This is a genomic window from Brachyspira hampsonii 30446, assembly GCF_000316195.1.
Classification (GTDB): Bacteria; Spirochaetota; Brachyspiria; order Brachyspirales; family Brachyspiraceae; genus Brachyspira; species Brachyspira hampsonii_C.
On the sequence record NZ_JH994110.1, the window covers coordinates 85,260 to 109,747 of the forward strand.

At 28.8% G+C, this 24,488-nt stretch carries 20 protein-coding genes; 3 read left to right on the top strand and 17 right to left on the bottom strand.

The genetic code is table 11. The features are described 5' to 3' along the window. Positions 1-115 precede the first annotated feature (115 nt). The 3 genes from lspA to A966_RS00575 all read left to right on the top strand — a co-directional run bounded on the left by lspA (position 116) and on the right by A966_RS00575 (position 2,372). Positions 116-685, top strand: a complete 570-nt coding sequence (lspA, locus tag A966_RS00565; RefSeq protein WP_008721375.1) for a signal peptidase II — start codon at positions 116-118, stop codon at positions 683-685. 2 nt (positions 686-687) lie between these two features. Next, positions 688-1,677 carry an RluA family pseudouridine synthase gene (locus A966_RS00570; RefSeq protein ID WP_008721376.1) on the top strand — a complete coding sequence of 330 codons (990 nt, stop codon included), beginning with the start codon at positions 688-690 and terminating at the stop codon, positions 1,675-1,677. A gap of 95 nt (positions 1,678-1,772) precedes the next feature. Further along, positions 1,773-2,372, top strand: a complete 600-nt coding sequence (locus A966_RS00575; protein ID WP_008721378.1) for a leucine-rich repeat domain-containing protein — start codon at positions 1,773-1,775, stop codon at positions 2,370-2,372. Positions 2,373-2,663: 291 nt separating this feature from the next. Here A966_RS00575 and A966_RS00580 read toward each other — a convergent pair whose 3' ends face one another. The 17 genes from A966_RS00580 to A966_RS00655 form a co-directional block, all read right to left on the bottom strand. Then, positions 2,664-3,704: a pseudouridine synthase gene (locus A966_RS00580; protein WP_008721381.1), complete on the bottom strand. Its 1,041-nt coding sequence runs from the start codon at positions 3,702-3,704 to the stop codon at positions 2,664-2,666. Positions 3,705-3,843: 139 nt separating this feature from the next. Continuing rightward, positions 3,844-5,427 carry a DNA polymerase III subunit gamma/tau gene (gene dnaX, locus A966_RS00585; protein ID WP_008721385.1) on the bottom strand — a complete coding sequence of 528 codons (1,584 nt, stop codon included), beginning with the start codon at positions 5,425-5,427 and terminating at the stop codon, positions 3,844-3,846. Between the two features lie 78 nt (positions 5,428-5,505). Next, positions 5,506-6,099, bottom strand: coding sequence for a DUF1349 domain-containing protein (locus A966_RS00590; RefSeq protein WP_008721387.1), 594 nt, complete (start codon positions 6,097-6,099; stop codon positions 5,506-5,508). A 536-nt stretch (positions 6,100-6,635) separates the two neighbouring features. After that, the gene (locus tag A966_RS00595) at positions 6,636-6,914 is read right to left on the bottom strand and encodes a hypothetical protein (protein WP_008721389.1); all 279 of its coding nucleotides are present in this window, start codon (positions 6,912-6,914) and stop codon (positions 6,636-6,638) included. 14 nt (positions 6,915-6,928) lie between these two features. Then, positions 6,929-7,927 (bottom strand): DNA/RNA non-specific endonuclease, encoded by a 999-nt coding sequence (locus A966_RS13110; protein WP_008721392.1) that lies wholly within the window; start codon positions 7,925-7,927, stop codon positions 6,929-6,931. Then, positions 7,924-11,052: an ATP-binding protein gene (locus A966_RS00605; RefSeq protein ID WP_008721393.1), complete on the bottom strand. Its 3,129-nt coding sequence runs from the start codon at positions 11,050-11,052 to the stop codon at positions 7,924-7,926. The genes A966_RS13110 and A966_RS00605 overlap by 4 nt, the downstream gene beginning before the upstream one ends. 2 nt (positions 11,053-11,054) lie before the next feature. Further along, on the bottom strand, positions 11,055-11,225 hold the full coding sequence (locus A966_RS13340; protein ID WP_155800002.1) for a hypothetical protein: 171 nt from the start codon (positions 11,223-11,225) through the stop codon (positions 11,055-11,057). Positions 11,226-11,227: 2 nt separating this feature from the next. Further along, a complete protein-coding gene (locus A966_RS00610) occupies positions 11,228-11,698 on the bottom strand; it encodes a hypothetical protein (RefSeq protein WP_008721396.1) in 471 nt (156 codons plus the stop codon). Between the two features lie 21 nt (positions 11,699-11,719). Next, positions 11,720-14,116 carry a dynamin family protein gene (locus tag A966_RS00615; protein WP_008721398.1) on the bottom strand — a complete coding sequence of 799 codons (2,397 nt, stop codon included), beginning with the start codon at positions 14,114-14,116 and terminating at the stop codon, positions 11,720-11,722. Continuing rightward, a complete protein-coding gene (locus A966_RS00620) occupies positions 14,116-15,690 on the bottom strand; it encodes a dynamin family protein (RefSeq protein ID WP_008721399.1) in 1,575 nt (524 codons plus the stop codon). The genes A966_RS00615 and A966_RS00620 overlap by 1 nt, the downstream gene beginning before the upstream one ends. A gap of 85 nt (positions 15,691-15,775) precedes the next feature. After that, complete coding sequence (locus tag A966_RS00625) at positions 15,776-17,386, bottom strand: dynamin family protein (RefSeq protein WP_008721401.1); 1,611 nt, start codon at positions 17,384-17,386, stop codon at positions 15,776-15,778. Positions 17,387-17,537: 151 nt separating this feature from the next. Then, entirely contained in the window at positions 17,538-18,005 is a 468-nt protein-coding gene (locus A966_RS00630; RefSeq protein WP_008721414.1) for a V-type ATP synthase subunit K, read from the bottom strand. Positions 18,006-18,063: 58 nt separating this feature from the next. Beyond that, entirely contained in the window at positions 18,064-19,932 is a 1,869-nt protein-coding gene (locus A966_RS00635; protein ID WP_008721416.1) for a V-type ATP synthase subunit I, read from the bottom strand. Continuing rightward, positions 19,929-20,528, bottom strand: a complete 600-nt coding sequence (locus A966_RS00640) for a V-type ATP synthase subunit D (RefSeq protein ID WP_008721418.1) — start codon at positions 20,526-20,528, stop codon at positions 19,929-19,931. The genes A966_RS00635 and A966_RS00640 overlap by 4 nt, the downstream gene beginning before the upstream one ends. 20 nt (positions 20,529-20,548) lie before the next feature. Further along, entirely contained in the window at positions 20,549-21,871 is a 1,323-nt protein-coding gene (locus tag A966_RS00645; RefSeq protein ID WP_008721420.1) for a V-type ATP synthase subunit B, read from the bottom strand. Next, complete coding sequence (locus A966_RS00650) at positions 21,864-23,627, bottom strand: V-type ATP synthase subunit A (protein ID WP_008721422.1); 1,764 nt, start codon at positions 23,625-23,627, stop codon at positions 21,864-21,866. The genes A966_RS00645 and A966_RS00650 overlap by 8 nt, the downstream gene beginning before the upstream one ends. A gap of 13 nt (positions 23,628-23,640) precedes the next feature. Further along, a complete protein-coding gene (locus A966_RS00655) occupies positions 23,641-24,480 on the bottom strand; it encodes a DUF2764 family protein (RefSeq protein ID WP_008721424.1) in 840 nt (279 codons plus the stop codon). Positions 24,481-24,488 lie beyond the last annotated feature (8 nt).

Genomic DNA, 24,488 nt, shown 5'->3' on the forward strand with positions numbered 1-24,488 from the left:
AGAATATTAAAATAGCTTGTAATTTTTACGAATATAAATTATTATTATTTTTTATGAAACTCAAAAGATGCAAACTTATTATATATAACAATTAATTTAAAAGATGAAAATAAATATGATAAAATTAAAAAAAATTAAAGAAGAAATTAAACAAAAAAAAATATATTTTTTAATAGCTCTATTAATTTTTATAGCAGATACAGTATCTAAATATTTTATAGATAAATATTTGCAGGAGACTATTATTAAAAGAGTAATAGGAGATATATTAATATTTATATATACAAGAAATTACGGTGTATCTTTCGGATTCCTAAATAATGTACCGGAAACAATTCAGCATATAATACCGGAATTATTAAAAGTTATAGTATTTATTGCTATGATTGTCATTTTCTTTATAATGATTTCTATCAATGTAAAAAAACAAAGATTATCTATGATAGGTTTTACTATGGTTCTAGGAGGGGCTATGGGAAACTTAGTTGATAGAATTATGAGAGGATATGTTACTGATTTTATAAGCATGGGATTTAATGAAACTATAAGATTTCCATATAATTATAATATTGCTGATGCTTCTATTACAATAGGTATATGTATCATAGCAATAGGTGTATTCTTTTTTAAAGAAGATTTCGACAAAAAGAAAAATATAGAATCAAATAATGATGAAAATAATTAATTATGAACTTAGATAATAAAAATATTGATACAGAAGAAATAGAAGATGATGAAATAGATTTAGAAAGCTCTGATAATAATTCAAACAATAAAAAATCATTCATTATATCTGAAGATGATATAGGAAAAAGATTAGATACATTTATAAGTGATAAATTAAATATCACTAGAAGCCAAGTAAAAAATTATTTAACTTCTATAATAGTTAATAATGCTGAAAAAAAATTATCATATTCGCTTAAATTAAATGACAATATAATAATAAATTTAGATAATATTTTTAAAGAAAAAAAAGATACATCAAACCCTCTGCCTGAAAATATTGATTTAGATATAATTTATGAAGATAAATATTTACTTGTAATAAACAAACCTGCCGGTATGAGTGTGCATTGTTCTCCTTCTGAAATGAGTGGCACTTTAGTTAATGCACTTCTATACAAAATAAAAGATTTTGATTTTGTTGGTAATAAAGAGAGAGCAGGAATTATACATAGACTTGATAAAGATACTTCCGGACTTATCATTATTGGTAAAAATGCAAATATAGTATCAAGCATTCAAGAGCAATTTAAAAACAGAAGCATAAAAAAGATTTATCATGCCATCGTTATAGGAGTTTTAAAGGATAATTATTTAGAGATAAATCTTCCTATAGGACGGCATCATACATACAGAAAAAAAATGACCGTAAGAGATGATGGTAAAGAAGCTCTTACTCATATAAAAGTGTTAAAAAGATTCAATAATCATACTCTTATAGAAATTAATCTCAAAACAGGAAGAACTCATCAAATAAGAGTTCACTCATCATATAAAGGTTTTCCTGTAGCAGGAGATAAAATATATTCTAAAAGTTTCAATAAATATTCTGGTCTTATGTTAGCAGCAAAAAAAATAGAGTTTTTACATCCAATCACTAAAGAAATATTAGATTTTGAAATAGATTATCCTGATTATTTCAAAAATTTCTTATATTCTAAAAATATATAATAATATGCAAATATATATATAAAAATACATACAAATGTCAGTTTTTGTCATCATTATATATTAATATATTGTTATGATGATAGAGGATATAAGAAATGACTGATAATGATTTTGATAAATTAATTAAATGGGCTAAAAAAAATGATGCATATCATATAGCAAGTATGAATAAAAAACAAATAACTTCAATAAAAGAATTGAATTTAAGCAACTTGGATATTGAAAAAGTTCCTTTAGAAATTTTCAAACTTACAAATATAGAAAAACTTTATTTATCTTTGAATTACATAGAAAAAATACCAAAACAAATAAAAAACTTAAAAAAATTAAAAGTTCTTGATATATCTGCTAATAATATAAAACTTATACCTAAAGAAATATTTGATTTAGAAATGCTTGAATATTTAAATATGTCCAATAATTATATTGATAAAATTAATAATGATATAGAAAAACTTATAAACTTAAAAGAATTAGATATAAGCAGTTGTAATATATCATCTCTTCCTAAGGGAATATTTAAATTATATAATATTCAATTTCTTGATATATCAGTAAATAAAATAAAAAGTATAGATAAAAAAATAAAGAATTTAGAAAATTTAGAGGAGTTAATTATTGATTCAAATAAATTAAAAAGAATCCCTAAAGAAATAAATGATTTGAAAAAATTAAAAATATTATCAATTTTTTAAATCCCACACTTTTATGTTTAAATCTGTATCTCTATTCTTACATCTTAGCTATGTAGGCAGTGAATGCATTATAAATTAAAAAAATCCTGGGTGGGCAGTAAAAATAACTGATTACAGCTAAAAAGAAAATCAGCATAAAAATGACAAATTATATAAAAAAGATAAAGGGTGGGAAAATGTAATCAAAGTTTTAAAATTTAATTACATACCCCGCCCTTTTATATTTAAAGCTATATCTGCATTAAAAATTTTATTTATATAGTATGCTGAATTAGAAAAAGCATACCCACCCTAGCGTTTTTTAGGTTTAAAGTCTGATTTCCTAATACTTTTTTTACCTGCAGATTTTTTAGACAATTCAGACTTACTATTTTTTTTCTGTATTTTAGCTTTATATGAAGAAGACTTTTTTGTAACTAATCTTTTTTTCTTAGGCTTAGCTTTAGCCCATTTAGATTTATCATGAACCTTAGTTTCCTTTTTATCACTATTTAAAATATTATCTTCATAACTTTCACTAGATATTTCATCTTCTATATCATCAGGAATATTTTCAAATATAGTTTCAATATCTTTTAATTTTTTATCTTTTTGCTTAAAGAAGAAATCTATTTCTTTTTTGGTTAAATCTCTTATATGACCAGCCTCTAAAGTTCCTGAAACTTCATCATATTTGCTCACACATCCTACAGATATTCTCTCCAAATCTATAACTTTGTATCCAAGATAATCGAATATTTTTCTTATCTCTCTGTTTTTTCCTTCATTGATAGTTAATCGTATTTTGCTTTGTATTCTTCCTTTTGATAATATTTTAAATTTAAAAGGCGAATATGAAACATTTTTAATAGTAATACCCTTGCTTGCATTCAAAAGAGCTTCAGAATCTATTTTTCCATTAACAGTAACATCATAAACTTTTAAAATCTCATAAGAAGGATGCGTAATAATATTAGCGAACTCTCCGTCATTAGTAATTATCATTATGCCTCTTGATTCAGAATCAAGCCTTCCAGCATAAAAAAGTCTTTCCTTAATGCCCTTGAAAAACTCTGTAATTATTCGCCTTCCCGGTAAATATTTTGTAGTGCTTACAACGCCTATAGGTTTATATAATGCCATATACCTTTTAGTCTGTCTTTTTATTAATTCTCTGTCTATGGAAACAGAATCATCTTCTTTAACCCTATAAGCAGGATCAAGTATAACCTGATTATTCACCCTAACTCTGCCTGACATTATAGCCTTCTCGCAGTTTCTCCTGCTTGCAAAACCAGATTCTAATATCACTTTTACAAGCCTAACAGCTTCTTCATTTTGTTGCTTCTTCATAGTTTAATACTAGCCTTTGAATTTTATAAGTTTTATACTATACTGAAAATTTCTAAGTTTGTCAACCGCATATTATTTATTAGTATATTTATGCATATAATTATTTACTATATACAAAAATGATAAATTCTATTAAAAATTATAAGGAACTTTCATCTACCTCTGTAGCCTGCAGTTTGCTCTTTAATTTATCTATCATGTTTCCTTCAACTGCTTTCTGAAACTGTATAGCCACATCTTTATTTTTAGTAAAATGAGGTATAGCCTTAGCCACCAAATCATTTATCCTTTTATCTGTCTGTGTCATATCATATATATGATCAGGAAGTGCAACTATTAAAACAGCTCCTTTGCTTTCTATAGGATTTCCCTGAGATAATAAAGAGTATATAGTAGGACTTTCTGACTCTATAAATGAAAGTATTTTATTGTAGAATATGCGTCTTTTATCATTAGGATTTAAAGGCACATCATACTGAGGTTTAGTCTGATTTACGGAAATATTATTATTGGTATTATTACTAGTTATATTGTTATTAGCTGCACTTTCAAAACCATAATCATCATTTACAGAAGAAACAGCCTGCATATTGGAAGCTATTATATCAACAGGACGAATCAAATTGTCAGTATTAAGTAAAAGAAGCATACGCATTTCAAATATAGTTCTAGGATTAGAAGCATTTCTTATACGCTCTTCTGTAAGTAATACATAATCAAGTATTCTCTCTATCTCATCATCACTGTAATGATTAGCAAAAATTTTTAAATCATCTCTCTCATTTTCAGTAATCTCTAATAGTTTTGTATCATCAATACCGCTTTTTATCATAAGAACAACACGCATATACTCTATTACGCTGTTTATAAATGTTCTAGGGTCTACTGCATCTTCAAATAATTTCTTTACAAACTCAAAATAAGATTTTTTATTTTCAGACATTATAATATCAAAAAACTCTTTAACAAAAGAAAAATTATTTCCGCCAACAACCGCATTAACATCAGCACTAGTTATATACTTTTTATCGGTAGTGTAAGCTATCATCTTTTCTAATATAGTTTCACTGTCTCTTACAGAACCCCTAGCCTGCTTTGCTATTAAAAATATTGCCTCTTCATCATATTTAATATTTTCTTTATCAAGTATTCCTTTTAATATTTTCTCCAAATCTTCTATACCTAAAGATTTAAAAGTATACTGCTGGCATCGGCTTCTTATAGTAGGAAGTACCCTGTCAGCCTCAGTGGTAGCAAGTATAAACACAACATGTGCAGGAGGCTCTTCCAAAGTTTTAAGAAGTGCATTAAAAGCCTCATTAGTTATCTGATGCACCTCATCTATAATATATACCTTGTATTTTCCAGCTACAGGAGATATACGCACATTTTCTATAATGCTTCTAATATTTTCTATACCTCTATTGCTTGCACCGTCAATTTCTATAACATCAAGAGGAGTTCCGTTTTCTATTTGAGTGCATGACGGACAAACTCCGCAAGGCTTATCAGTAGGACCATTAACACAGTTTAAGGCTTTGGCTATAATTCTAGCAAGAGAAGTTTTACCCACACCATGAGCCCCAGAAAATAGATATGCATGTGCTATCTTTTTTTGGGCTATACTTTTTGATATAGTTTTAGTGATATGCTCCTGACCTATAACCTCTTCAAAGGTTTGAGGGCGGTATTTTCTTGCTATTACTTTATAGTTTTCTGCCATATTTATAGTGTTCCATTATATTTATTTTTATTATTTTTAACTAATTTATTTTAACAGACTATATTTATTTGTCAATTTTTATTTATGCTCCTGCCATTTGCACTCTGTTATATACATATTGGTAAATACAGCCTTAAAAGATGAATCTTCTGGACTGCAGGCATATATTCCAAATAGGATTTCATCATCAGCTTTAAATAAATGAAATATTCTCATTTGCTTGAAATTTTCTCCGTCTTCGCTGTATTCTATTAAAAAATCACTTTCTCTTCTGCTTAATCTATAATACATCTCTTTTATAGAAGCCGATATATCCTGAGTAGCCCAATCAGAATATCCGTTATTTGTAACAACACTTCCCAAACGCTGATAATTTTCATTCTCATATTCTATAGAAGCCTTAAACCAATTTTCACTGTCTATATAAATAGCTACTCCGCATTGGTCAAAACGGCGTTTGCTTTCAAATATAGTTTTTACTGTGAAAGAAAAATATTTATCTTTTATTTTTATCTGAAGTATTGGTGCATTATCGTTTCTAAAACCGTAATATGTTCTCTGCCATAAATCTGTATTAGGCTCTGTATATATTTCTACTTTTTTATCATCAATTAATATATTCTTAGGTTCTCTAATCCAAAATAACTTTTCTTTTAAAAATTCTTTATACATGATTTATACTCTAAATAAAAATAAAATATAGAACTATTATATATCTTATTTTATTAGAATTCAATAATTAATAACTATCAGATATTTTTCGTTTTTACTATTTTAATATAGCTTTATAATCTCATAAATACATTGTGCATAAATTTATGTTTTTTAAATACTAAAAAATTTACATACATTAAAAAAAATAATAGATTTACTTAAAAAATAAATTAAACAATTAAAATAAAAATCCGTAAGAGTATCATCACTCCTACGGATTTTATAAAACAAATTAATTATTTAGAAAAATCTTTATAATATTTATCTAATAATTTTTCATCTTCTTTAATACCATATTGAATATTTTTAATGAGAAATAAATAATTAAATATTATAAAAAATATAAACAATAATTCTACAAAATAAATTTATACTTATTAATACTATAATATACTAGAATAATTTTTATTAATTATTCTAGTATAGAAATAATAAAAATAATTTTTATTAGATATTTCATCTAATAAAAAAGTATATAAATTAGAAAAACATAATTATTTTAATATAATATTATATTTATTAAGACCTTCTTTATTAAAATCAGGTAACTTTCTAGCATAATTTGCAATATCTTTTGAAAATTTATTGAAATCTTCTTCTGTGAATAAACCATCATCTATCATCTGAAAACATTGATTTTTTTTACCATTTACTGTAGCAAAAAACTCCACAGATAAACTTGATGAAGTTACAGTTGCCTTTAAATCAATAATATCATAATGTGGAACAAGTTTCTTTATATTTTCCGATATAAAATTTTCTAAATCTTTCATTATATATTTACTCCTTACTTATTCTCTATAATAACGCTAGCTTTATTATTATTTCCATTTTCATCTTTATATGTTATATAAACTGTAGTTTCTACAAGATTACCTTTTTCATCATATTTTTCTTTAATGGAAGAAATTTCTCCTCCTGTTTCATTTGCCTTATCTTGAACTATGTCTTTTCCATTTTCAGGAACTTCTTTCATAAGCGACCCATCAATGTTATTATCAAACTTCCATACTGTATCCTTTTTACCATCTACTTCAATAGTTGTAATAATTTCATCTGGTCTACTAGAATCTCCGTTATAGATAACTTTTGTATTTGTAGTTACATCTTCTCCATTTTCTAATTTTTTCTTGACTTCATTTTCCATACGCTTATAATCGCTTTGATTAATTGTACCATCCATTGGCAATAGATTACCAATACCTCCATCTCCATTCATATCGCGTCCAATTATATGCCCTCCTTGATCATTAGGTCTTCTATCTTTTCCGCCAACTTGAGTCTGTTCACTGTTATTACGAGCATTTTCAGGATTAATAATAGGTTTAGCTTCTACACTTATAATCCTGCCATTATGATCAGTAGTATATTTATTGCCATTAATAATGTAAGTATTATTTGGTTTTAATTTTCCATCTTTACAATATACATCACCATTATCGTCAGTCTTATGAGTTATATCATTTATACCATAGGGACTATTTTTATTTTCATCTTTAGTAAGATATTCATTCATATCTGTAAAAGGAGCTAAACCTTTATCTTTAGATGATCTGCCATCATACTCAGTATTAGGACCTAAACCTTTATCTTCAGATGATCTTCTATCATACTCAGCATTAGGACCTAAACCTTTATCTTCAGATGATCTTCTATCATACTCAGCATTAGGACCCAAACCTTTATCTTTAGATGATCTGCCATCATACTCAGTATTAGGACCCAAACCTTTATCTTCAAATGATTTTTTATCATATAATTCTGGTTTAGAAGTTTCATTAATCATAATATATTTCCTATTTTATAGAAATTATTTTTCCAATCAGTATATACACTATCATTAAATAATCTATGATTAATTGCATGCATAAAAACTAAATTCATAGTTTCTAACAAATATTTATCATCAAGTTCATTATATATACTATAAATATCTTTTTTTATATTATTGTTCCAAATATCCAAATTCTCACCTCTATGAGTTTCTAATATGTTCATACCATTTATCATATCAAATATAACAGATGATATTTCTGCATTATCTACACTTTTATCATTAAAAATATCTCTAATCTTAATTTTTGTAGATTCGGCAACATTAACATCATTTAAAGAATCAATAATATTCTTATCAAAATTTTCATTCAATGATTTTTGTAATAAACACTTGAGTATATTACCATTACTAGATTTATTTTCTATAAAGTTTTTATCTTCTCTTTTATATAATTTTCCATCTTCAATAACATTATAATAACCAACCTTACACAAAACACTATCAGTCCAATTATTCTGATAAACTGCCGCAACTCCTGTATGAAGTCTGGATAACTCATCTATCTTATCCTCATCTAATCCGGCAGCTCTTCCTACAGCTTCTCTATCTGAATATTCAGGAAGTCTTAGAATAATTTTTGTATTAGTGTTTCTTATGGCTGATATATCCACTGCTGAAGGTGATTGATCCGCTATAATAAATCCTTCTCCATAAGTACGCATTTCGGCAATAGAGTTTGAAAGCATCTCAACTGATTTTCCTACTAAATTAGCACCCTCACTAACTTGTTCAGTAGAAGTTCTTTTCAAGATATTATGAGCCTCTTCTAATATAGTAACATGTTTTAATTCCTGATTCATTTTCTGAGATGATGTTCTGTATTCAGAAAGCTTCATTATTAATATACCCATTATCATTGATTTAGTTTCTAATGAACCTATTCTGCTTAAATCAACTATAACATTCTCATCAAACAATATTTCATTTTCTATTTCTTTAGATGAAAATATTCTTCCTATTATACCATTAGTAAGAGATTTTACCCTTGTAACCAATGAACCAGTATAATTACTTTTTACTTCCTGAGAATAATCAGAAGAGTCTATAACATTTCTTAAATTATTCAAAACATCTACAAAATTAGGAAATATATTATCTCCATATTTATTGACAGACATATCTAAATCCCAGCCAGTATCAATATAAGATTTTTCAACAGCTTCTTTTAAAACTGCAGGCATAGCCGCATACATAGGCCAGCAAACATTAAATATATCTATAAGTCTGTCTATATGCTCAAGCACATGTATGCTTTTGTGAAAACTAAAAGGATTAATTCTTAAAAGCTCAGTATAGTAAGGGTTCGTACCAAATACATGAACATCTTTTCTATGACCGAATACATTTTTATATTCACCCTTAGCAGGTTCTATTACAAGAAATTTAACATTTTTAGCATAGAAACCTTCTATGATTTTATAAACAGCATTACTCTTTCCAGCACCTGTTGAACCTGTTATGAATGTATGCGAAGCTAAACTTTTTACATTAAGATTAACTTCTGTATTTTCTTCTTCTCCCAAATGAAATACTTTTCCTAAATTGATGCTGTTAGAATTATCAATATTATCATAAGAAACTATTTCTCTAGCAAAAGGAGTATATTTAATAACAGGAACACCAGCAACACTTTTTTGAGGAAGTCCTGCCTGTATAGCCATTTCAAGACTGCTTACTGTAACCGCAGGAGAAATTAGAGGCAAATCATTTGTAAGCTGAAAAAGAGGATGATGCATCTTTGCTACATAATTTAAAACCTCTTTTTTATTAGTATTATCATTATTCCATAAATTAATTGCTCCTGTTTCAACAGAAGAACCCTCACCTCTTACTAAAGACTGATACATACTTGAAACAACTCTGTTAGTCTGAGCATTTCCTGTAATAAAATAAGCAGAACTTTTCCAAACACCTACATCTTCGCATTCATTAAGACGCTCTAATTGTTTGTCTATCTCTGCTAAGATATTAGTTATCATCTTATTTTCAGAAGTAATCTGTAAAGTTTTACCAGAGCCTATAGTTTTTGTAGTACCTTCGGAAGTAGAAGAACTTGTAGTGTTAGTATCGCTATGTCCTGTAGTATCAGATTTAGATTTTCCGAAAGACTGCGCCAATCCAAAATTCAAAGCACCAAATAAACCCGCACTTAATCCGCCTGATAAAAAAGTGCTGGCAGTAACAAAGGCACTTATACCAGCACTGACACCTGCACTAATAAAAGCTCCCACATTGGCTCCAATAGAAGTACCTGCAGAAAAAGTTGTTGTTCTTGATTTAGTTTCTGTATGCGACACACTTTCTGATACAGAATGAGAAATACCCTCTGTAAGAGTTTTTGTTACAGCATCGCTTTCATTGCTTGAAAAACTTAATTGCGTTGTTCTAAAAGGAGATAGCTGACTGTAAATACTTTCATATCCGTTTCTTATAACAGATATTTCATTAGGGCTTACAGGGTCTGATATAATGATAACAGAATATTTCTCCCCTTTCATAGAATCTATGAGCTTTTCTATACCTTGAGCAAAATCATTTTTTCCGTCTTCATAATCACTCTTTTTTACACCTGCAATAGATGAACATGAAGAAATTATTTTATTATCCCCGTAATATTTATCAGTTAATTCTTTTATCCTAGTATTGTCAAGATTTTCTATATCACTTCCAAAGAAATTTCCTTTTATGGATCTTTCTAGCACTTTGCTTGAACTAGATAAAGTTTTTTCAAATGATTTTACCCCTATATAAAAATCTGTTTTCTCACCGTCACTTTCTATAATAGTAATAACAGATGAATTTGTATTATAAATAGAATGAAATACTGAAGATAATTTTACTTGATTATTCTCTTTATTTTCAAATACAATGCTGTTAATTTTATAGAATCTTAAATACTCCCCTGCTTCTTTTCTGCTTATATTGTTATCCAAAGGAACAACATTTAAAGCAGTCAAATTAGGTAGATACTTTTTCATTACAACGGTATCAACCTTTGCTAAAGCCTCTATTAATTCCGATTGATTTCTATTATCAAGCATCTCTGTTTTATTTTGAGTTATTATATCAGACATTATTAATCCTTTTTACTAAAACTATTTTTGCGGATTTCATTCACCTCATGAATATATTTTCCTGTGGCTTTAACAAACCCTTTTCCAAATTCTTCAAGCCCTTCAAAAAAATCACCAAATGAATTGAAAACATTTTCTACTGCCGACTTTCCTTTTTTCTCATAATCTTCCATGTTCATTTTCCAGCGGCTATTGCTATTATTATTATACCTATCACCACTGCCGCCCCCACTGCTATAGCGATAGGATTGATCTTTGGGGATTCACTGCTTCCTCCTGATGATTGATTTCCTCTAGTAAATGTACTTTCATCTCTATAATGTTGTGTATTTCTAGGAGGATAAAGTTTAGCACTCATCTTCTTTAATTGTCTTACTTTTTCCATAGTAAATTCATTTCTTAAACTTACAGCCAATTCTGTCCAATAGTTTTCAGTCCATTCACTTTCAGGTTTAAATGTTTCGCCTTTATCTGCTGATATAAATTCAGGCACTCTTTCTTTAGCATAATTTAATATATTATCAAAATTATCTATAGAAAAAGATCTATCTGTATTTAATGCTATATACAATGCATTCTTTATTCCTTCTACATCCCTTTTTGCTATAAATTCATTTAAAGTATCACTAGGTTTAAAATTACTCATATTTATTTCCTCCTTAATTTTTTATAATTCTATTACAGAATTTAATTTATTAATAAAATCTTCAAGCCATAATTTATTCTTCTTGTTTTCAGCTATAAATTTTTCTACCTGTTCCTTTGAAGAAGTCATATTTTTCAAAGAATCAATCTTTTTTGAAACTACAATTTCAAGCTCATCAATCTGTGATAAAAACTTCTGCTTTATTTCATTTACAAGTTCTTCATTTGCATATTTCTCTATTCTAACACATTCTTTCTGTACATTATCAAATATTTTTGTTAATATATCATTATTATACTCTAATATATCAAATTTATCAGTAATACTTATATTAATAAAAGGAATTATACCAATTTTTTTGAAACTTACACCCTTGCCTTTGATATGCTTATCCATACCAGAACGAATATCATTAATTGAAGAATCAAATAAATCATTAAACTGGAAATCAGATTTATCTCTTTCAAATCCATCTATATCGATTTCTTCTAATAAAGAATTTATTTCTTTTCTGTATTCATCTATCATAGTATTTGAAAACTCTATTATATCAGAATATATTTGAGATTCAATTTCCGCAGAAAAGCTTATTAATATCTCTTTTACTATTTCTTCAAATCTTCTCACATATTCTTCACCTTTTGACTTACTTACAATATATGGATCATTATTTCCTGCCAAAGCCCCAAAAATACCGCCTATACCTAATGCTGCTCCCACTGCTGCTAATGGAGCGAAAGCAAGTGCAGCAGGTATAGCAGCTAAAGCCGGTATGGCAGCTGCTGCTTTAGCTAAAGTAGGTAAAGGTTTACCAACAATAGATTCAACAATATAATTCACTTCATTATACAATCTATCTCCAACATCTCCAACTATTCTATTTAATTCATTATTTATTTTTTTAGATATATCAAGTTCCTCTATCCTTTTTTTATATTCTTTTCCTCTATTGCCGTCTGCAATCTGCTTACTTACATAAGCTATTTTTTCATTAAACTCTTTAAGTTTAGCCTCATTGCCTGCAAGAACATCAGCAATATTATTTTCCATATTTCTTTCTCTAATATAACCAATGAAAGTATTTACACCTTTTGATATTTTCTCAGCCATTGCATACTTTTCTAAATAATCATTTATAGCAATCTCAACAGCAGGTATTCCTGAATGAACTAATAAAGTATCAAACTCATCTTCGGCATGATTTAACATTGCATTTATTTTATCATGTCCGCTCTTTGAAAGTGCCGCATATTTGGAAAGATGAAGTTCATCAAATTCTTCACAAGATTCTTTAAATTCATATAAGTACCTTTCTTGTTTTGATGTAGGTTTATAATTATTTTTTATAAGCCTTGCAGTTAAAGCAGTTCTAGCAGATACTAAATATATATTAGGATTTACTATTCCATGACTTTTTAAATATGAAACAACATCATTATATACTTTTTTTATGGACTCTCCAGCTTCTAAATCAAATGTATCTAATTTATTTACTACAAATAAAAATCTGTCTTTTGCCTGTTTGCCCGCCTTCTCCATTGCCTTTGAAACTGAAGATAAAAGTAAATTATCATCATTGGTAGAAAGCTGTGTAGCATTAAGTACATATAATACTAAAGGATCTGCTTCATTTATAACTTTATATGTTTTTTCTTTATGCCTTTCATCTCTTGAATTATTTGGTCCAGGTGTGTCAAGAAGAACAAGCTCCAAATTATGAGATGATACAAATGGAATATCTGTTTTTATATCTATATATGATACTTTTTCATTATCATTAAACTCACTCATATCATTCACTGTAACATTAGAAACTTCATCAATTATAATATTTTCATCAGCATCTCTACATATAACAGAAGTACCTTCCATACCGTCTACATCTCTAATTCTTGCTATTGTAGCAGTACAGGCCAAATTCTTTGAAGGCATTAATTCTCTGCCCAAAAATGCATTTAAAAGGGTAGATTTTCCGCTGCTCATAGTAGCTATTACAGCAAGTTCAAATTCCTTTCCTATAGCTTCATTGAACTGCTCAGTAACTTTTTCTTCTTTTAATTCTTCAAAAGGACTAGTAGTTATCATGTAGCCAAATAGCTCTTTTAACTCTTTTAATCTGTCATCTACAGAACGCACTTGTTCATGTACTAAATTAATATTTGTATTATTAACTTTGTTAAAATTATCAACCTCAAGCTGTAAATCCTCATAATCTAGTATACTACCTTTAAAAGTTAAATTAAAGTTATCATTAATCTCTTCATAAAGTATAGCAATTAATTGATCAAGCCAAAACTGAAGTCTCTTCTTGTTGTTTATATATTCATAAATTTTAGATTCAGGATCAAATTTTTCTCCGTTCTCTTTTACTATAAACTCCAATGTGAAAGGATTATACTCAAAATAAATTTCTTTCATTATTCACTCCCATTTATTTCTTTATTTATTATATTCCTAATTAAATTAATAGATGTCTTATTAAGCATATCATTTATTTTTTTAGTGCTGTATTTATTATTCTTTATGATAATATGTTCTTCTTCAGTGTTTATACTATTATCAATATTATAATGTAATTTATAATCCTTATAATATGAAGGAAGATTCATTTTCTCATCTTCAAAAATATTATAAAATGTATTAAAAGCTCCTCTCTCTTTAATAGTAAGCTCTTCAGATTTCAATATTTTTCTAAATACTCTTGCAGCATCAGCTGATAAAGGTATTATTATAGGAGAATCAAAACCAACATTTTCAATATCTTTTTTTACAGTATCCATTATTTCTTCTATAGTTTCTCCACTGTCAAAATCACAATCATCAATTTTATTTATCAAAAATAATATTTTAGTGTTCTTGTTTTTATTATATGCTTCATACACATTATTCATCATAGCATAATTATCATTTGTAGTAGGATTATGAGCATTAATTAAATATATAAATAAATCTATTTTACTGCTTTCTAAAAACTGATTTGTTATATTTCCATGTTTTTCATTTCTTGAATTATTGGCTCCGGGTGTATCATGAATAACTAATATTCCTTTTTTTGAATGTATATACTTAATATCAGTTTCTAAAAATATATGATCTATATCATCATTATTATTCCACTCTTCTATTACTTGTTTTGTGATTTCATTTGAGAATATATAAGACTTATTATCATCTAATGAACAGCCTCCGAATATTTTATCTTCCATACTGTCATTATCACTTATAGAAGTAATTTTAGCAGTACATGCTTCATTTTTTGAAGGTATAAAATCTTTATTTAATAATGCATTGATAAAAGTCGATTTTCCTGCACTCATAGTTGCAAATACGCCTACATTATAAACCGGAAGAGAGATATAGTTAGTTATTATCTTCACATTCTTAAGCAAATCATCAGACAATTCTATTAGATTTTTATTATTAGAGTTTACTATCAAATTTTCTAACTGTGTTCCTAGTTCTTTAAAATTACATGTACATAAAATATCTTTTAGTTTTTCAAATAATATATTTTCTTCTTTATTTAATTTAAAATAAGTGATAAGTTTATTAATATCTTCATTTATAATATGAGTTTTAATATTTTTTCTGTCATCAATAGCTATAATCAAATACCTTATAAATAATAATTCAAATAAAAAAAATATTCTAAAATCATATTTTTTAATACCTAAAAATGGAATTATATCAATAAGGAAATTACCAGTTTTTAATTTCTCTTTATAACCATTCAAAATGGTATTTAAATAATTATCAATCTGATTATTATTAGGAAAATTATAATCTTTAAAATTTAAATGATTAGCATAAGAATGAAGAAACAAATATAATGAACTATTTTCTGAAATATCCATGTCTTTTAAATAGTATGAGAGTAAATTAATAAAAGAAAATCTTATATTATCATTGAAATATAATAATTTTAAATTTCTAAGCGATATTCTAAAGAGCATCAACTTATTATTGAGCATAATTGAATTGATTATATTCATAAACCACCTTAAAATAAATATCCATTATAATAACATAAAAATATAAATAATACAAGCTATTTTATACATTTTTACATACAAAAAATTATAATTCTATTATATGTATAACTTTATTAATAAAATCATCAAGCCAAATTTTATTAATTTTAATTTCTTTTATACGGTTTTCTATACTTTCTGCATTTCTGATAATACCTCTAAGTACATTAAGTTTTTCATAAATATCATCATATTTGTCTACTAACTTAACTTCATCTGATATTCTTCTATTAAACTCTTTAAGTTTAATCTCATTTTCTAGAAGAGATGCAGCAATATTATTTTCAATATTTCTTTCTTTAATATAACCAATCAAAGTATTTACACCTTTTCTTATTTTATCAACCATTATATACTTTTCTAAATAATCATTTATAGCAATTTCTACTGCAGGTACGCCTGAATGAACTAATAATATATCTAATTCATCTTCTGCATTTTTTAGCATAACATTTATTTTATCATGTCCGCTCTTTGAAAGTGACGCATATTTGGAGAGATGAAGTTCATCAAATTCTTCACAAGATTCTTTAAATTCATATAAGTACCTTTCTTGTCTTGATGTAGGTTTATAATTATTTTTTATAAGCCTTGCAGCTAAAGCAGTTCTAGCAGATACTAAATATATATTAGGATTTACTATTCCATGACTTCTTAAATAGTCTTTTACATCTATTAATACTCTCTCTACACTTTCACCTTCAGAAGGATCAAAATTATCTAATTTATTTACTACAAACAAAAATCTGTCTTTTGCCTGTTTACCTGCCTTTTCCATTGCTCTTAAAACTGAAGATAAAAGCAAATTATCATCATTGGTAGAAAGCTGTGTAGCATTAAGTACATATAATACTAAAGGATCTGCTTCATTTATAACTTTATATGTTTTTTCTTTATGCCTTTCATCTCTTGAGTTATTTGGTCCTGGGGTATCAATTAAAACAACATCAAAATTATGTGATGATACAAATGGAATATCTGTTTTTATATCTATATATGATACTTTTTCATTATCATTAAACTCACTCATATCATTCACTGTAACATTAGAAACTTCATCAATTATAATATTTTCATCAGCATCTCTACATATAACAGAAGCCCCTTCCATACCGTCTACATCTCTAATTCTTACTATTGTAGCAGTGCAGGCCAAATTCTTTGAAGGCATTAATTCTCTGCCCAAAAATGCATTTAAAAGTGTAGATTTTCCGCTGCTCATAGTAGCTACTACAGCAAGTTCAAATTCCTTTCCTATATCTTCATTGAACTGCTCAATAATTTTTTCTTCTTTTAATTCTTCAAAAGGAGTTGTATCTATCATATAGCTAAATAAATATTTTAATTCCTTTAATCTGTTACCTACAGAACGCACTTGTTCATGTACTAAATTAATATTTGTATTATTAACTTTATTAAAATTATTAACTTCAAGCAGTAAATCCTCATAATCTAGTATAGTACCTTTAAAAGTTAAATTAAAGTTATCATTAATCTCTTCATAAAGTATAGCAATTAATTGATCAAGCCAAAACTGAAGTCTCTTCTTATTGTTTATATATTCATAAATTTTAGATTCAGGATCAAATTTTTCTCCGTTCTCTTTTACTATAAACTCCAATGTGAAAGGATTATACTCAAAATAAATTTCTTTCATTATTAATACTCACAATTAAACAGTCAAAATATAGTTCAAATATTATACAATATATACATAAAAAATCAAATAAAAAAACTCAAAATAAAAAATCCGTAAGAGTATTATCACTCCTACGGATTTATATTTATTTACTTTTATTAATTATTAATTAAGCACCTAAAACACCGCTGATTAAGAATGCTGTAGCGAAAGAAACGATAGCGTAAAGTTCTGGGAATACAGCAACGATGATAGTGTTACCAAATACATCATAACCATTACCTATAGCTTCAACACCATTAGCACAAACTTTACCTTGGAATATAGCAGAAACCATACAAGCTAAACCAACAGCAATACCAGCACCTAATATAGCAGCACCTTGGAATATGCTTATATCAGCAGTCAAATAAGGCTGCATAATAAAGAAAGCAGCAAAACCATAAAGACCTTGTGTACCAGGCAAAGCACTTAAAACAAGACAGCTACCGAAAGCATCTTTATTTTTCTTTAAAGCACCAACTGTAGTCATAGCAGAAATAGAAGTACCAACCGCACTACCAATACCAGACATACCTACCATTAAGCCCGCACCTAAATATCCTAATAAAAGTGCTGTGTTCATTGTAAAACCCATAATAAAATCTCCTTTTTTAGATTATTTTCTTTTTTAATTTTATTTTTTATATAAACTATTAAGCCGCTTTTTTAAGAGGCTTATACTCTTTACCGCCGCCCTCAAAACCAACATTGTTATAGAACTCTACAAATGTCAATCTCAAAGGGTGTACCAAAGCACCAAGTATGTTTAGTAAGAATATAGCAATATGACCTACTACAAGGAATACTACCATTATCACTACGCCAACACCAGGTATAGCTTTGAAACTCATACCTATTTGGTTTATTACCAATGCCAATATAGAACCAGATGCACCTAAAGCAAACAAACGAATATAAGAAAGCGTATCACCCATTATACCAGTTGCCGCAAAGTACACACCAAGTATAGAGTTTAGTACATCAGGTTTTTTGCCTACATTAGAAAGTATTACTAAGAATACTAAACCAACAACTATTAAAGCATAATATACAGTGCTGAATTGTTTAATCACTTCCATTTTCTGCATATCGCCCAAGAACCATAAAACAAGTCCCGGTATAAATAGAAGTTTACCAATAGCACCAAGTATATCTCCTATAGGGCTAGTTTTGATTCTGTCTATAACGCCTACTAATAAAGCAAAGCATATATGAAGAACCCCTATAAGCAATGCTGTATTAAACGGAGTTAAGAACCAATTTTCTTTGATATCAGTAATTATCAAATACTTGCTTAAAGTTGCAAATATAGGTATTTGAGTGTTGGAAGGTATGCTTACACCGAAGAAACTTCCTCCGTTAATAATACCCATAATAACAGTACATATACCCAATGTTAGGGCAAGTATGCCGACACCTCTTAATTGTCCTTTTAATACAGTAAATAAACCAATTAGAGCCACTATAGTTAATACTATACCATAACCCGCATCACCGAAACAATAAGCAAAGAATATAGGATAGAAAACTGCTATCATAGGAGTTAAATCTATCTCAAAATAATTCGGTAATTGGAATAATTTAGTAATAAGCTCATAAGCACCTGAATATTTATTGTTTTTAAGTTCAACAGGTACTTTATCATCTCTTGAAGGATCTTCTAATATATAAGCTATTTTTTTGCTGTCTAATAAAGATTTTACTTCGCTTTCTTTATCTTTAGGCAAATATGCTTCTACATAAAGTATTTTACCTTCAGTACCTTCGCTAGCTATAAAACTCTCTTTAGCCTCTTCAAAATTATTTTCTATATTGAGATTATCTATTTCTTTATTAATAGCTTCTATATATACTTGATTTTTAATAATCGCTGTTTCATTATTTTCGATTTTCTTATCAAGTTCAGCTATTTTTTCATTTATCTCATCATAAGATTGACTAGGCATATTAATAATATCAAAAGGAATAGTCTCTTCACTTCCGTCTTTCTTGAAAGCAACAAAATAAAGTTTTCCAGCTTCCTCTTTAATAGGATAAGTGAATATATCTTTAACTTCAGAAAAATTAAAGTCATTATATTCTTTAGCATTAGCACTATAGAATACAACATCATATCCGATTTTTTCTTTTAAGCTATGAACTTTATCAAAACTGAAATTACCGAAAGGAGCAACTATAGCCAATTCTTTTTTACAATTATCTCTTTCAGCTCTTAACTTATCAGAAGCCTGAGAAATATTAATAACATCTTCTATTACTTCATATGCTTTTTTAGAAGTATTTTCAGCTTTAACATTGGAAACATCTTTTTTAGCCTTTTTAGCATCAGCTAGAGCATTATTAATAATAGTTTTAGCTCTTGAAGCATCATTCTTTTTAGCGGATATATTATCTATATTTTCACTAGAAACACCGCTTGCAATTTCTATATGCACAAGCCCAAGAGATGCTAAATCATTTAAAGTTTTTTCCTTATCCTCATGAAAGACAAAGAGAGAGAGTTTCTTCATTTTTCTAATCATAAAGACGCCTCCTTAGCTCTGTTTCTTTCTTTAACTATTTTTTGAGAAGACTTACTTAAATTATCTTCGTCTTCCATATACCTTTTAATCTTGATTATAGCAGTTTTATATTCTGGGATTTGAACTTTCTCATAAAGGTTAACTTTCTGAGTAGTTTTTTTCCTAGCATAAGCTAAAGCATTAAGTCTAGCCTCAGTCATTTCAATTTTTACCTGAATAGTCATAAGGCGTTCAAACATGCTGATAGCAAGTCTAATCCAAGAAGGCATATTAAAAAGGCTGACATTTTCGATAGCGAAGTCTATATCAGATAGTATAGAAACTTTAACACCCGCAATGTTTTTTAATTCTGAATTGATTTTTTTGATTTTTACTATCTCTGGGAAATCAGTCCAAAATCCATTGTAGTTTTGATTTTCTTTAACTAATTTTTGATATTCTTCTTTAAGTAATTCAATCTCAGCGGTAATCTTTCTCACCTCAAGACGAAGAGCTGCCTCTTTACTTTTCAAAGTAGGCAATGCTTTCTCACGAATAGTAAGCTGACGTCTTAGGTTTTGAAGAGCCGTTTTATTGTATTGAAACTTTAATGCCATATTTTTACCTACTTTTTAAATTAGTTTTTCCATTTTCCAAATTGTTCTACTAAAGAATCTTTAATACCAACTTCTGCTTTACTAAAATATTTACCCATTAATTCCCAGCCTGTTTCTAACATCTCATCAATTTTGATGTTAATATCTATAGCAAGAAGTCTTTCAGAATATTCAGCAGCATATTTCAAACATCTTTCATCGTATTCTGTTAAGTCGAAACCGTTTTCTTTTTTCATTTTAGCATTAGCAGCATCAGAATAAAGACGAACCAAAGTGTTCATTACAGCAGGGTGATCTTCTCTAGTTTTCTTACCTATAACAAGCTGTTTCAAACGAGAAAGGCTTCTGAATGGGTCGATGATTGTTTTACCTATATCAGAGTCTCTTCTTAAATAAAGCTGACCTTCAGTGATGTAACCAGTGTTGTCCGGTACAGCATGAGTAATATCACCTTCGTTAAGAGTAGTAACAGCAATAATAGTAATAGAACCTCCGTCTGGGAACTGAGCTGCTTTTTCGTATATTTTAGCAAGGTCAGAATATAAAGAACCAGGCATAGAGTCTTTAGAAGGAATTTGGTCCATTTTGTTGGATACTATAGCCAAAGCATCGGCATAAAGAGTCATGTCTGTAAGAAGAACAAGCACTTTCTCTTTTTTCTCAACTGCGAAATATTCAGCAGCTGTACAAGCCATATCAGGAACCAAAAGTCTTTCTACAGGAGGGTCATCAGTAGTATTGATGAAACATATAATTTTATCTAAAGCTCCGGCTTCAGTAAATGTATTTTTAAATGATAAATAGTCATCGTTAGAAAGTCCCATACCGCCAAGTATGATTTTATCAGCTTCAGCTCTCAATGCTACCTGAGCAAGAACTGCGTTATAAGGCTGGTCTGGGTCTGCGAAGAACGGTATTTTCTGTCCAGTTACAAGAGTATTGTTAAGGTCAATACCAGCAATACCAGTAGCAATAAGTTCAGAAGGCTGTTTTCTTCTAACAGGGTTTACAGAAGGTCCTCCGATTTCTACCTCTTTACCTTCAACTTCAGCACCGCCGTCAATAGGCTCGCCGTAAGCATTAAAGAATCTTCCAGCAAGAAGTTCGCTTACTTTAAGTCTAGGAGGTCTTCCCAAAAATACTACTTCAGCATTAGTAGGTATGCCTTCAGTACCTTGGAAAACCTGAAGTGTAACAATATCTCCAATCATTTTTACAACCTGAGCAGGTCTTCCTGCTACAAGAGCCATCTCATCGTTACCGACATTTTCTGCTCTTAAAGATACAGTTGCTTTAGTAATCTGTACCAATTTTGTATATACTTTTTGAAATGCTTTAGGCATGTGTTATACTCCTTTCAGCAAATATTGATTCCATCTCAGCTGTGTATTTTTTATGATCATCAGACTGATATACAGAATAGTTCATCTGTTTGAAAGCGTTGATAAGTCTTTTGAAATAAGTACCTACTTCGCTGTAATCATCAAATCTGTAATCAGCTTCTACAACTTTCATAACTTGATTTAATAATTCTTTTTGTCTTTCTATAGGACAGTTTTTATCTACTTTATCGAAAGCATCTTGCTGTAATAATACAAAGTCTATAAGCTCAGCTTTCCATAAACGCTGATGGTATTCAAGAGGTACTGCGTCATCACCAAGAATGCTTATTTGGTCATTAGCTTCCTGTCCTCTTCTGGCAATATCTTTAGCTCTGATAACTTTTTCTGACCAGCCTTTTTCTATATTAGTATCTGAGAATTCTATGAACTCTGGATATTCAATATATTTAGAATAAGAATCTAATGGGTCAACAGCAGGATATCTTTTACTGTCTGCGCGTTTTTGTGATAAAGCGTAGAAACATCTAGCTGCTTTGCGAGTAGATTCTGTTACAGGCTCTTTCAAGTTACCGCCTGCAGGAGATACTGTACCTATGAATGTAATAGAACCTGTTTCTCCGTTATTTAAGTATACGAAACCTGCTCTAGCATAGAAACTAGAAATAATAGCAGGCAAGTCAATAGGGAACGCGTCCGGACCAGGTAATTCTTCAAGACGGTTAGACATCTCTCTTAAAGCCTGAGCCCAACGAGAAGTAGAGTCAGCAAGAAGAAGAACTTTAAGTCCCATTGATCTGTAATATTCAGCAATAGTCATACCTACATAAACTGAAGCTTCACGGGCAGCTACCGGCATGTTTGAAGTGTTACATATGATAGTAGTTCTTTCCATCAAACTTCTTCCAGTTCTTGGGTCTATAAGTTCTGGGAACTCAGTAAATATTTCTACTACCTCATTAGCTCTTTCACCGCATGCTGTCATTATAATCAAGTCAGCGTTTGCGTTAGTAGCCAAAGCGTGCTGTAATACTGTTTTACCTGCACCGAATGGTCCCGGAATAAATCCTGTACCGCCTTCAGTTATAGGGTTGAATGTATCTATAGTTCTAACACCTGTTTCCAATAATTTAAATGGTCTTGGTTTTTCTTTATATGCTTTAATAGTAAGTTTTACAGGCCAAGTTTGCACCATAGTTACATTAACTTTTTCACCGTTAGCTGATTTTATTACAGCAAGTGTATCCTGTAAATGATAAGTTCCTGCTGAAGCTACGCTTTCAACAGTGCCTTTTCCTTGAAACTTGAAAGGAACCATTATTTTATGGTCAATCCAACCTTCCTTAACAGCACCTATCCAATCTCCAGCTTGTACTTCATCTCCAACTTTAGCTATCGGAGTAAAGTCATAAGCTGATTCTTTATCTTCAGAAAGATCATTATATTTACCTCTTTCTAAGAATACGCCTTGTAATTTGTCAAGGTCATTTTGAAGTCCGTCAAAGTTTTTACCTAAAAGTCCAGGTCCTAATTCAATTTCTAACATTGAACCAGTAAACTCTACGGCATCACCTAATTTTACACCCCTAGTAGATTCAAATACCTGAGCACTAGCACTAGTACCAGATATTTTAATAACCTCAGCCATAAGTTTCGCATTACCGCAAGATACATAACATATCTCGTTTTGTGAAACAGGACCGTCTACCTCTATTGAAATTAGGTTTGATATAATAGCAGTTACTTTACCTTTAGTCATTTCTATCTCCTAATTAATTATACACAGACGCCTTTTCTTTCAAAGAACCTATTAGCGTCTCTAAATGTTTCTTACCTTCCTCTTCATTCCTTCCGTTTATACTAACAGCATAAGTGAGATTTATATAATAAGCAAAAACATTATCTGTTGTGAAAGATTTTATAGAAGTTAATCTGTCTAAAAATTCTCTTACCAAAGAGCATTCTATGTTTTCCATATTATACGGATCTGCTTTATCTGATGAATTGAATGTTTCAATAATAGTATTGATATATGGTATCTCTCTGCCTACTCCGAAATCTGAAGCTGTAGATTTTGTCAATGCTGATATCAAAGAATAATCGCCTATAAGCTCTTTTGCTATAGCATCGCTTGAGAAACCTAAAGCTCTTCCATTTAAAGCAGCAAGAACATTTTTCATATCTCTCATAAATAAAGCATAATTTTTTATAAATGAATTACCATTTTGTATCATCTCTTCATAATACAAATTTAAAAGTGTATTTTCTATATGTCTGGCATTTTCCCATTCAATATTCTTACTGTCTTCTAAAAACTTACTCATATACAATGGTAAATTTGATATGCTTGCATACTTCTGCATCTCTTCTTTAGAGAATATTGATGGTTCTATATGTCCTATATAAGGAGTAAATAATCCCTTTTGCTTTGCTATAGCACTTACTAAATTTTTATTATCATTTTGATAAATAAGATACTTAAAAAATTTAGAATCTTTAGCATTTAAACTAGATAATATGCTTTGAGTAATTTCATTAATATCATACTTAGCCTTAGCATCAGAAAGTTTCACTTCTGGAAGACCTGAGATAAGATAATAATATGATCCCATACTCACCC

What these genes read in the sequence shown, in the direction of transcription:
- A966_RS00650 (WP_008721422.1), bottom strand. Translation starts at nt 23,627, where the DNA reads ATGACTAAAGGTAAAGTAACTGCTATTATATCAAACCTAATTTCAATA.
- A966_RS00620 (WP_008721399.1), bottom strand. Translation starts at nt 15,690, where the DNA reads ATGAATATAATCAATTCAATTATGCTCAATAATAAGTTGATGCTCTTT.
- A966_RS00625 (WP_008721401.1), bottom strand. Translation starts at nt 17,386, where the DNA reads ATGAAAGAAATTTATTTTGAGTATAATCCTTTCACATTGGAGTTTATA.
- A966_RS00655 (WP_008721424.1), bottom strand. Translation starts at nt 24,480, where the DNA reads ATGGGATCATATTATTATCTTATCTCAGGTCTTCCAGAAGTGAAACTT.
- A966_RS00595 (WP_008721389.1), bottom strand. Translation starts at nt 6,914, where the DNA reads ATGAAAGATTTAGAAAATTTTATATCGGAAAATATAAAGAAACTTGTT.
- A966_RS00635 (WP_008721416.1), bottom strand. Translation starts at nt 19,932, where the DNA reads ATGATTAGAAAAATGAAGAAACTCTCTCTCTTTGTCTTTCATGAGGAT.
- A966_RS00575 (WP_008721378.1), top strand. Translation starts at nt 1,773, where the DNA reads ATGACTGATAATGATTTTGATAAATTAATTAAATGGGCTAAAAAAAAT.
- dnaX (WP_008721385.1), bottom strand. Translation starts at nt 5,427, where the DNA reads ATGGCAGAAAACTATAAAGTAATAGCAAGAAAATACCGCCCTCAAACC.
- A966_RS00570 (WP_008721376.1), top strand. Translation starts at nt 688, where the DNA reads ATGAACTTAGATAATAAAAATATTGATACAGAAGAAATAGAAGATGAT.
- A966_RS13340 (WP_155800002.1), bottom strand. Translation starts at nt 11,225, where the DNA reads ATGGAAGATTATGAGAAAAAAGGAAAGTCGGCAGTAGAAAATGTTTTC.
- lspA (WP_008721375.1), top strand. Translation starts at nt 116, where the DNA reads ATGATAAAATTAAAAAAAATTAAAGAAGAAATTAAACAAAAAAAAATA.
- A966_RS00645 (WP_008721420.1), bottom strand. Translation starts at nt 21,871, where the DNA reads ATGCCTAAAGCATTTCAAAAAGTATATACAAAATTGGTACAGATTACT.
- A966_RS00615 (WP_008721398.1), bottom strand. Translation starts at nt 14,116, where the DNA reads ATGAAAGAAATTTATTTTGAGTATAATCCTTTCACATTGGAGTTTATA.
- A966_RS00630 (WP_008721414.1), bottom strand. Translation starts at nt 18,005, where the DNA reads ATGGGTTTTACAATGAACACAGCACTTTTATTAGGATATTTAGGTGCG.
- A966_RS13110 (WP_008721392.1), bottom strand. Translation starts at nt 7,927, where the DNA reads ATGATTAATGAAACTTCTAAACCAGAATTATATGATAAAAAATCATTT.
- A966_RS00590 (WP_008721387.1), bottom strand. Translation starts at nt 6,099, where the DNA reads ATGTATAAAGAATTTTTAAAAGAAAAGTTATTTTGGATTAGAGAACCT.
- A966_RS00640 (WP_008721418.1), bottom strand. Translation starts at nt 20,528, where the DNA reads ATGGCATTAAAGTTTCAATACAATAAAACGGCTCTTCAAAACCTAAGA.
- A966_RS00580 (WP_008721381.1), bottom strand. Translation starts at nt 3,704, where the DNA reads ATGAAGAAGCAACAAAATGAAGAAGCTGTTAGGCTTGTAAAAGTGATA.
- A966_RS00605 (WP_008721393.1), bottom strand. Translation starts at nt 11,052, where the DNA reads ATGTCTGATATAATAACTCAAAATAAAACAGAGATGCTTGATAATAGA.
- A966_RS00610 (WP_008721396.1), bottom strand. Translation starts at nt 11,698, where the DNA reads ATGAGTAATTTTAAACCTAGTGATACTTTAAATGAATTTATAGCAAAA.